6 protein-coding genes and 4 pseudogenes are annotated in these 9,530 nt (G+C 65.3%); 3 read left to right on the forward strand and 7 right to left on the reverse strand.

The features are described from left to right. Positions 1-284 precede the first annotated feature (284 nt). From ACIOEW_RS39830 to ACIOEW_RS39840, 3 genes are all read right to left on the reverse strand, one after another. On the reverse strand, positions 285-896 hold the full coding sequence (locus ACIOEW_RS39830) for a hypothetical protein (protein WP_401970345.1): 612 nt from the start codon (positions 894-896) through the stop codon (positions 285-287). Between the two features lie 929 nt (positions 897-1,825). After that, positions 1,826-2,170 (reverse strand): hypothetical protein, encoded by a 345-nt coding sequence (locus tag ACIOEW_RS39835; RefSeq protein ID WP_401970348.1) that lies wholly within the window; start codon positions 2,168-2,170, stop codon positions 1,826-1,828. A gap of 174 nt (positions 2,171-2,344) precedes the next feature. Next, positions 2,345-2,767: a transposase domain-containing protein gene (locus ACIOEW_RS39840; protein WP_401970355.1), complete on the reverse strand. Its 423-nt coding sequence runs from the start codon at positions 2,765-2,767 to the stop codon at positions 2,345-2,347. On the opposite strand from ACIOEW_RS39840, the pseudogene ACIOEW_RS39845 reads away from it, so the two are divergent. Both ACIOEW_RS39845 and ACIOEW_RS39850 read left to right on the forward strand, forming a co-directional pair. Next, positions 2,766-2,903, forward strand: a pseudogene (locus tag ACIOEW_RS39845) (transposase); the annotation flags it as partial. The gene ACIOEW_RS39840 and the pseudogene ACIOEW_RS39845 overlap by 2 nt on opposite strands. Continuing rightward, a pseudogene (locus ACIOEW_RS39850) lies at positions 2,880-3,511 on the forward strand (IS5 family transposase). The pseudogenes ACIOEW_RS39845 and ACIOEW_RS39850, both read left to right, overlap by 24 nt. Here ACIOEW_RS39850 and ACIOEW_RS39855 read toward each other — a convergent pair. The 4 genes and pseudogenes from ACIOEW_RS39855 to ACIOEW_RS39870 all read right to left on the reverse strand — a co-directional run bounded on the left by ACIOEW_RS39855 (position 3,477) and on the right by ACIOEW_RS39870 (position 7,971). After that, positions 3,477-3,797 carry a hypothetical protein gene (locus tag ACIOEW_RS39855; protein ID WP_401970350.1) on the reverse strand — a complete coding sequence of 107 codons (321 nt, stop codon included), beginning with the start codon at positions 3,795-3,797 and terminating at the stop codon, positions 3,477-3,479. The pseudogene ACIOEW_RS39850 and the gene ACIOEW_RS39855 overlap by 35 nt on opposite strands. 326 nt (positions 3,798-4,123) lie before the next feature. Continuing rightward, positions 4,124-5,559, reverse strand: a pseudogene (locus ACIOEW_RS39860) (NF041680 family putative transposase). A 155-nt stretch (positions 5,560-5,714) separates the two neighbouring features. Further along, positions 5,715-7,394: pseudogene (locus tag ACIOEW_RS39865) on the reverse strand (ISAzo13 family transposase). Between the two features lie 100 nt (positions 7,395-7,494). Further along, positions 7,495-7,971 (reverse strand): ricin-type beta-trefoil lectin domain protein, encoded by a 477-nt coding sequence (locus tag ACIOEW_RS39870; RefSeq protein ID WP_401970352.1) that lies wholly within the window; start codon positions 7,969-7,971, stop codon positions 7,495-7,497. 331 nt (positions 7,972-8,302) lie between these two features. On the opposite strand from ACIOEW_RS39870, the gene ACIOEW_RS39875 reads away from it, so the two are divergent. After that, positions 8,303-9,376 carry an IS3 family transposase gene (locus ACIOEW_RS39875; protein WP_401970357.1) on the forward strand — a complete coding sequence of 358 codons (1,074 nt, stop codon included), beginning with the start codon at positions 8,303-8,305 and terminating at the stop codon, positions 9,374-9,376. Positions 9,377-9,530 lie beyond the last annotated feature (154 nt).

Consider the following 9,530-nt stretch of genomic DNA (forward strand, 5'->3'; position numbering starts at 1 on the left):
ACCAACCACACTCAGCGACACCTGGCAAGACCACGCGTCAGAGAGCCACGCATGCTTTCGTAGGCCCAGGCCGTAAAGGCTAACGGACCACGCAAACAACGCGACTTGTAACCGTTCCCAGCAGCCTCGACAGCCAATCGCGTCGCAGTTCACGCCGTCCTGCTCGAACGCTGCTGTCCACGCGGGTGGCGGGACCTTGAGGACCACTGATGACACTGAGGTTTGACTGAGGACCTGCGGGACCGTAGTCCAGTAGCGGTGGAAATGACGGCTCCTGCTGAAGGTCAGCCTGCCACTGCCTCCTGATGAAGGTTGGTCGCAGCGGGCTCTGAGGCGACCGCTGCGCTGTAGAAGACGGACGAGCCCTGCTTATTTCGCTGAGCCTGGCTCTTGGCGACCAACCCTTCAAGGGTGGTACGCACAACGGTGGCCTTGACGACACGGTCAGGATAGGCCTGCATGAGCGCGGCGAAGATTTCAGCAGCAGAACGCGGCTCATCCTGCTGCTCCAGGTGGCTGCGGATCAGGTTGACAAGGGTGGTCCTAGCGGCCGTTTCGGGTGACTTCGTTGAAGAGGCCTTCGCGGCGCGCTTCTTAAATGTCGTCGCCTCTGTACTAGTGTCGATCTCAATCTTCGGCGGATTGCTTTGCTGGGGCAGGGTGGATGCCATGGTCGGTACGACTGTGATGTCTTTCGCGGTACTCGCGCCGCCGAGTGCGTCCTGCACGCTCACCAGCACAGTGTGGTCGTGCTGCAGGGCAAGCAACTGCTCCTGCAGCAGATCGATCTCAGCACTGACACGTTCCTGCTCCTTGACGTTGCGTGCAAGGTCACCCGACACCTGGGCGATGTATTGCGACGTAAGTGCTGTGGCGTGGACCTGCAGTTCAGGCATGAAACGGGCCTTTCCAAAGCTCGCGGGTACGGTGGGCGAGAGGCCTCCACCCCGGTCCCCGAGCGGGTGAGGCAGGCGCCCCCTCTGCGCTGCCTGGGACACCCGCAAGACATAAACTGCCGCGGCATGGCAGTGTCTGGAGATACTACCCATGAGTAGAGCCGGATATGCCTCTCTCGTGATGTCTCGTTCACTTCCTCAGCGTGCGCAGCCAGCAGATGCGGGGCGCTTAACGAAGAGGATGAGCCTTTCCCCGAGGCCGGGTAGTTAACGTTTCCACAGGTCACGCAAGTGGTGCTGGGTGCCATGGTGTTGCGGCGTAGAGACCGGGGCCGAGCCTTTGGATGAGGCCACTGGCGGCCCAGCGGTTCAGTTGTCTATACATGGTCTCCAGGGTGATACCGCTGAACGGCGCGGCGATTTCGCAGGGTTGCCAGAGACGGGTGGGGTCCTGCTGGAGGAGTCCAGGATGCGGTGTCGGCGCCGCGCGGCAGGGGTAACATGCTGGTCGTCCCGGGATGCCGTGGGAGGTGTGGGTGACTGATCTACGGGTTCGAGGACGGTGACGTCGAGGCGGGTTAAGGTGCGGCTGGTATCGGGCCGACCGTCGGCGTGGCGCACACTGTAGCGGGGCATCGGTGATTTGACCTTGCGGGTGCTGGCCCGTTGGCGCAGGGGCGGGAGCAGGCCGTTCAGGATCCGGCGGCCGATCGTCCCGAGGAGAGTGTCCCGATCGCTGTCCGCGGTGACGACGCCGGTGGCCTGGATCACCCGGTCGCGGGTGGTTTGGAGCGCGATGCTGAAACAGCGGCGGTCCGGGTCGGTGCCCTGGGAGGAACTCGGCGGCGTCGACATAGGGCCTGGCAGGGCGTGAGCAGGGACCACATGCTCGATGCCTGCCGGGTCACCCGAGCGCAGGTTGTGCCCGTTCATGATCGTGTGCGGAGCGCGTAGTACGCCGATTCGTGTTCCCATCGCTGGTGATAGTGGCCCACCAGCGCGGTGGCGGGGTAGCGGCGGGCACCGGTCAGAGTGGTGGCCAGTCGATAGGACCCAGTGAAGGACGTACTGTTCGTGTAGGTCGCGGCGATTTGTGCGTCGATGATCCGCACTTTCACGATGCCGATCATCGACAGGTAGGACCCGTTGGCTAGGCGAGTGAGGACCGGGGTGTGGCGGTTGCTGGCGAGCCGGCCCAGGATCTGGGCGCTGGTGTCGGTGGCCGCCGCGCGGAAGGCGATGCTGTCGAATCCCTTGTCCCACAGCACCAGCATGTCCGGCCGCAGCAGATGCAGCCGCGACTAGGGTACTTGTCTCGCCCTCGGCGGTGGGGCCGAACACTGCGCCGACCAGGGCCCGCGGTCCCGGTCTGGATCAGCGTCGTAAACTCCAGCGTCGGATAGCCATGATGTGAAGTCCTGCCCAGCCAGGTCCGGTTCCGTTCGGAATCAGGGGCTCACAGCGAACTGTAGCCGTTGAGCGACGCCGTCCGGTACGGGGGCCGAAACGCACTCCTGGCGTCGTCGGCCGGGCCAGCACCTCGAGCAACGCTCGAACTGGCGCGCTGCCGATCCGCCTCTGCAGGTCACGCAACGCCTTCGCCGACAGACAATCACTGGCATTTCGGACAGTCCGGCAGTCAGCTTGTCCCAGCCGAGGCGATAGCCGACCCGAGGGAACGGGCACATCGCCAGCAGGAAGTAGACCCCCTTCCGAGACGGAAGATCACGCAGCCGCCGCTGCACCGACCTTGTCTCTGCCAGGGCCGCGTCCAAGAGCTCGGATGGCACGACGGAGGTCAGCCCCCCCCAGATGCCCGGGAGTGAACCGGCCCGCGGCCACGGTGACCGGGCCGAGGTCCGTGCGGTGATGCCGGTGCCCGGCTGGCTGGAGGGCCGTGGCGGGCAGCCGGAAGGCTACTGCCACCGGCAGATGGTCGACGCAATGCGGTTCCTCGTCGACAACGGGATCAAGTGGCGGGCGATGCCGGTGGATTTCCCCGCGTGCGACCGCGTTTATGCGTTCTTCCGCCGCTGGCGGGACAAGGGCCTGGTCAAAGAGTTCCACGAGCGACTGCGTGGGAAGGTCCGCGAGGCGGCCGGCCGGGATCCGGAGCCGTCTGCGGGGATCATCGACTCCCAGTCGGTCAAGGCCGCCGCGTCCGTGCCCGCTTCCTCGCGCGGCTTTGACGGCGGGAAGAAGATCAACGGTCGCAAGCGGCACATCGTGGTCGACACGACGGGCTGCTGCTGACGGTCAGGGTCACCGCGGCGAGCGTGACCGACCGGGAAGCCGCCCAGGGGCGGTTGCTCCAACTGGGGACGCGGTTCTCCCTGCTGCGACGGGTCTGGGCCGACGGCGGTTATACAGGGCTCTTGGTCGACTTCGCCGCTCAGGTGTTGCGTCTGACGCTTACGGTCGTCAAACGCACCGCGGATGTTTCGGGCTTTGTGGTGCTGCCCCGCAGGTGGGTGGTGGAGCGGACATTCGGGTGGCTGATGCGTTCACGGCGACTGGTCCGCGACTACGAGAGGCGGACCGAGACGGCCGAGGCGATGGTGCTGTGGTCGATGACCATGGTCATGAGCCGCCGCCTGGCGAAGCGGCGACGCTGAAGGAGCCCGGAGTGTTCTCGAGGAGCCAGCCCCGCGCGGCCAGACGCTTCGCCTTGGACCGCACCCCTTCGATCTTCGCCGGGACCAGTTCGAGGCCCAGCGTGTCGGCGAGTTGCCGGCAGATCGCCGGCCCTTCGCCTGACCGCTCACGATCGGCCAGGACCTGCATGATCCGCTGGCAGTCCGGCGACAGCACCGTCACATCGAGCCCCTCCCGCCGCACCGGCACCACTGAATGCGACACCGCCCCTGGCAACACCGGGTTCGGAACAAATCGGCCGGGCATGCCCGGAAACCTCCACGTCCTTGGTCTCGCGGGACTCGGACAGCACCTGGCTCACCGTCTCCTTCGCGATCACCAGGCGATGTCGCACGGCTTCGGCCTCCTCCAGCTCGGCAACGAGCCGGTCCAGCTCTTCCCGCAGCGACTCCACCCGCTGCCGGGCAGTGACCTCCCGATCCTCGAGCAACCCCAGCACAGACGGCATCCGGCACCTCCACCAAAGAGAGAACGCGACGCGTCATCTCTACAGCGGAAAACGCGACATCACGCCTGACCAGCGGAAACCCGGCTACCACAGTCGGAAAGACAACAGCTTCTAAGCTTGACGTTTATCCAGCCCTGCTGCTTGTGAGGGTGGCCGTGACGTCCGGTTGGCCCTGTTTTCCGACTGTTCGTTCGCGTGCACGTTGCTTGTTCTTCATGCCGATTGGCCGGCCTGGGCCTGCGGTGCTGGCTTTCGGTGCACCGGCCGGTTGAGGGGCCTTGCCGTGGAGGCGGCGAAATCCTCGGCGGACCCGTGCAGGGGTGAGACGTCCTTGGCGTGCGGCCGCTCCCAGGGTCTGCGAAGGTCCTCGGCAAGGGGTCGGGCTAGGCGGAGCTGGGTGTGGGCGGCGATGACCAGCCAGGTTCAACGGTCAGCGGCGGCTGGCTCGCGGAGTTTGGGAGCCGTCCAGCCCAGCGTCTGCTTCAACATCCTGAAGGTGTGTTCCAGGTCGAATCTGCGCAGGAAGGCTTGCCAGAGCCTGTCCACGTCCCCGGCGGTGGCAGCGGTGGCCGACCACCACAGCCAGATCGGCCGGGGATCGCGGTCGCCGCGAAGGTGGTCGACCTGCAGACGGATGACGGTGCCTTCGAGGATCGGCAACTCTCCGGGATGGTCGGCCCAGGCCGAGCGCCGGGTCAGCAGTGGATGCAGGTGGTCCCACGCCGTGGCGACGGCCTGCCCGTAGTGAGCGGTGTCGGTCACCGTGGTGATGGACGGGACCGGCTGGGTCGTCGGGTCCTCGAAGGCGAAATCTGCCCCGTGCTTGGGTTTACGCCCGCGCTTGCCCGCCGGCTGGGCAGGAGGCGGAAAGTACAAGACTCGGTCCGAACGCATCCGGCCCAGTAACTCCACGGGCAGGTCCGCGAGCAGGAAGGCCAGGCGGGTCACGTCGTAGCCGGCATCAAGGACGACCAGGACGAGCGGGTCGCCGATCTGCCACTGGCCTGCCACATACAACCGCTGGAACACCTCTCGGATCTGGTCGGCGGTGACGGCGATCGCGTCGTCCCAGGGCCGCAGCCGGAGCACGTCCAGCACGGCCGTCCACGATGTTCGGCCCGGCTCGACAGCGGCAACGAAGGAGTAGGGCCAACCGGGGATCATCTGGGACGAGTTTCTGCCTCGCCCGTATGTGTGGCAGAACATCCGGTCCCGGCTGGTATTCGCGTCCGGCCGCAGCCAGTTGCTCACATCGACCGCCAGGACCAGCCGCCCCGACGCCGTGCGGGGAAGTGGCAGCCCTGCCAGCGTTCTGCGCAGCCGTGCCACCTCCAGATCCCCGCAGTTCAAGCCGCCGCACAAGGCGCCATGCCCACGCCGGTGCTCAGGCTCCAACGACAGCTCGACCAACGTGCTCACCGGACCATCCGCGCACAACAGGGCATCACTCAGCTCGAACAGCGCATCGCGCCGCCCGGTCAGCCAGGCATAGAGCTCCGTCCGGAAGCGTGACAGTTTGGCAAACGCATCCCGCGGGATGCCGTGCTGCAGCAGACTCATAGCTACGGCCTTCGTGTTGATCCCATGCCTCTGTGACGGAGCACAGGATCAGGCGAAGGCCGCTCTCACGTCCCGAACTTAGGCAAACCCATCAATAAATTCGAGGCCATGTTCGACGGCAGACCATAAACGTCAAGCTAAGGGCTTGCCGGTAATCAACACGTCGGTTTGATCTTGTTTTTGTCAGGGTCGAGGAACCTCGCAATGTCAGTTGGTGTGCGGAAGCGTGCGGTCGAGGCAGAGATGTGAATGCCGTGGGTTTCCAGGAGCGGGCGGACGTCTTTCGCTGCGCGGCTGATGGTCATGGCGGTGGTATCGAAGAGCTGGCCCAGTAGGCCCATGGTCGCGAGTTTTCGCAGGTGGAGCACGGTGATCAGGACCCGGTCGGCTGAGGTGAGCTTGGCTTTGGCACCTGCGCCAGGGGCCACCAGGCGCTCATGGCCTCGACGTGTGCGGAGCACTTGCTCGCGTTGAACCTCCATCGCTGGAGTCAACACGTCGATGAGCTCGTTGAGGTGCCGACGGGTCATCCCGGTCAGTTCCGGGTCCTGGAGCGAACGCCGCGTGAGGCGAGCCGGTCTCTCCGTCTGAGTCTCGTCCGGTGTGCCGGCGGTGGTCGCCGCGTCCGTCGGACGCTGGGGGTGGAGGGTGTAGTTCCAGTCGCCGTGGAAGCGGTGGCGGGTGATGGGCAGGGCGGCGATCTCGTCGTCGCTGACGTGGATGCCGGTGGGGTACTCACCGCTGTCGAGTTCGGCGTGGACCGTCAGGCTGGTGCGGCTGGTGGTCGCGGCGATGGTTTGGAGCATGGTTTCGTGGCTGGTCAGGGGTCTGCCTCGCCAGTTCATGGTGATGTGGGAGAACAGCCGGTGCTCGATCTTGTTCCACTTCGAGGTGCCGGGCGGAAGGTGACACACCGTGATCTCAAGGCCGATCTCTGCAGCGAGATCGGCGAGTTGGGTCTTCCAGCCACGGGTGCGGTAGCCATTGGAGCCGCCGTCGGCGGTGATCAGCAGCCGGCGGGCACGGGGGTAGTCGTGCCCGCCGCGGGCCTGCCACCAGCGTCGGATCGAGACGACGGCGAACGCCGCCGTGTCGTGATCAGTGCCGATGCTGACCCAGCCGGTGTTCGCCGTCATGTCGTAGATTCCGTACGGAATCGCCTTCTCGGCTTGGCCGGGGAAGTCGTGCGTCTTGACCCTCACGGGCTGCCCTGCGGGCTGCCATTCGTGCCCGGCGTTCTTGTAGTCCCCGATCAGTTCCTTCTTCTTGCTGTCCACGCTGATCACCGGGTCGCCGGCGTCCCTGTGGTCTCGTGCCTGCTCGTTGAGTTAGTGGAACTGGGCGTCCCTGGCGGGGTGCTGAGTGCCTTCAACGGTCTTGGCGTTGGCCTGCAGGCTGAAGCCTTCCTCCCACAGCAGGCCGGCGACCGTGTCGCCGGAGACCCGGTGACCCTGCCGGGTCAGCTCCGCCGCGAGCTTCCGGGGCGACTTCGTCGTCCAGCGCAGCGGTGACATCGGATCGCCCCGCTCGTCGGGCTCGACCAGCGCCAGCAGTGCCGGCCGCAGCTCCGGGTCCAAGTCGGTTGCCTTCTTCCGCCCTCCGCCTGGATGACGTACCCGCCCCAACGGGGCTTGGCCGGAATCCAGTTCAACCACACCACGTGAGACCGTGCCCTCCCGGACTCCGGCTGCAGCGGCGACGAGCCTGATCCCGCCATGCCCCAGCGACAGCGCTTCCGCCCCTATGGCCAGCCGACGCTGACGTTCGTCCAGATGCGGCAACAGCACCTGGAACTTTGCCGCCAGAACGGCCTCAATCCCCTCCGGTCTCCCCATACCAGAAGAACGAGTCCCACAGTCGGAAGCTACGACTTGATTTCCGGCAGGCCCTTAAGACTCACCGCGCCGGGTCGTTGACCAGTGCTAATGAAGAATACTACTGGTAGAACCACCTGAACTTGGTGCCCATGTCCACGTCCGAGGTTTTGGCCACGGAGACGCCCCCCGAGTTCCATCCTGTCAGTGAATGGCCTATGATCTGCGACGGCCAAACGCCGACAATTCCGCCATAATTTGCAACTGTCCAGAGTTGGCCGGTGTCGCTGGCGGTGCATCCTGAAAGGTAGACATCGGCGCCATTGGTGTCCAGGCAGAGGCCGGTGGGCAGATTTTTGATAAGGGTGCCCGAGGCCGTCTTACCAAGAGTCCAGTCGGTGGAACGAGTGCCTCCACTGACCGGGAGACCGCAGGTGACCTGATTGACCGTGCGGTCGCTCCCGCTCAGGCACAGACCTGTGTACACGTTCTTGAATGAGTGGTATGCGGGATCCCACTCAGCCGCATGGGCTCGACTGCCCATCATGGTCAGGCTTGCTGCCAATCCCAGCCCCGCCATAATTCGTGCTTTAAGCATCTGCTCTCCGTCTTTTGTGCTGTCGGCGTCTATATGTCAATCGTTACAACGTTGGGACGGATCGGCAGGTTCAACTGCGATTTCTCGGTTCTGGGAGAGTGGTGTGAGAGACAGTCGGGCGTGGGGCGGTAAAACGTTCGGTGTAGCTGCCGATCATGGATGATGGGCCTTGACCCCGGATGTTGGACACACGAGACACTGGATCCTGAGGATCTGAGAACGGACATCTCGTGGTCATGAACAACTACCCGCCGGAGTTCAAGGCGGACGCAGCGCGCTGTACGAGTCGCGGCCGGAGGCGACGATCAGGTCGGTCGCCGCCGATCTGGGGATCAACCCGGAGACGCTGCGGAACTGGGTAAGGGCAGCCGGCGTGAGTCGGCCCCGGGGACGCAGAACGCAGGAACCGGCCAGCCGCCGACCCCGCTCGAGGCGGAAAACGCTGCCCTTCGGAAGAAGGTCCGTGAGCTGGAGGAGGAACGCGAGTTCCTGCGCGAAGCGGCGAAGTATTTCGCCGGGGAGACGCGCTGGTGAACCGCTTTCAGTGTGTCGCCGACCTCCAGCGCCGATACGGCGTGAAGCGGCTCTGCAGCATCCTCGGCGTCGCCCGCTCGAGCTTCTACTACGGTGCCGGACCGCTGTGGACCGGGCCGCCCGGCAGGCGGCCGACGCGAAGCTGGCCGTCCGGATACGGGCCGTCCATCAGGAATCGGACGGCACCTACGGAGCCCCGAGGATCACCGCCGAGCTCCGCGAGACGAGCGGAGAGGCGCTCAACCACAAGCGCGTCGCCCGGATCATGCGGGCATCCGGGATCGAGGGGGTCCGGTTGCGCCGCCGGCACCGCACCACCGTCCCCGACCCGGCCGCGGCCAAAGCGCCCGACCTCATCGGCCGCGACTTCATCGCGGACAAGCCGAACACGAAGTACGTCGGTGACATCACCTACCTGCCCATCGAGGGCGGGAAGTTCTGCTATCTGGCGACCGTCATCGACCTCGCATCACGACGTCTGGCCGGCTGGGCGATCGCCGACCACATGCGCGCGGCTGTCCGGACCCGCGGCAGCCTCGCCGGATCGATCATGCACACCGACCACGGAGCTCAGTACACGAGCAGGTTATTCCCCGAAGCCTGCAGGTCAGCAGGGGTTCGGCGGAGCATGAGCGCGGTCGGGTCCAGCGCGGACAACGCACTCGCCGAGTCCTTCAACGCGAGCTTCAAACGCGAGACCCTGCAAAGGCGAAAGAGCTGGCCAACCGAGCGCGAGGCCCGACTCGACGCCTTCCGATGGCTCCACCGCTACAACACCCGACGTCGACACTCTCGCCTCGGACAACAATCACCGATCGCCTTCGAGAACGCCCTCCAGCTCACACCCACTACGCTGGCTCAAGCCGCATAACCCGTGTCCAGGATCCGGGGTCAAGGCCCGTTGGAAAAGGCTCACTGATGGAATCCGCCCCGCGTCCAGGGGCCGGTTCTGCCATTAGGCCATGCCCTCGATGACCTTGTCGGTGATCGTGGAGATCGTCTGACGGGATACGTCGACGCCGTAG

It is taken from the genome of Streptomyces sp. NPDC087901, from assembly GCF_044742205.1.
GTDB lineage: Bacteria > Actinomycetota > Actinomycetes > Streptomycetales > Streptomycetaceae > Streptomyces.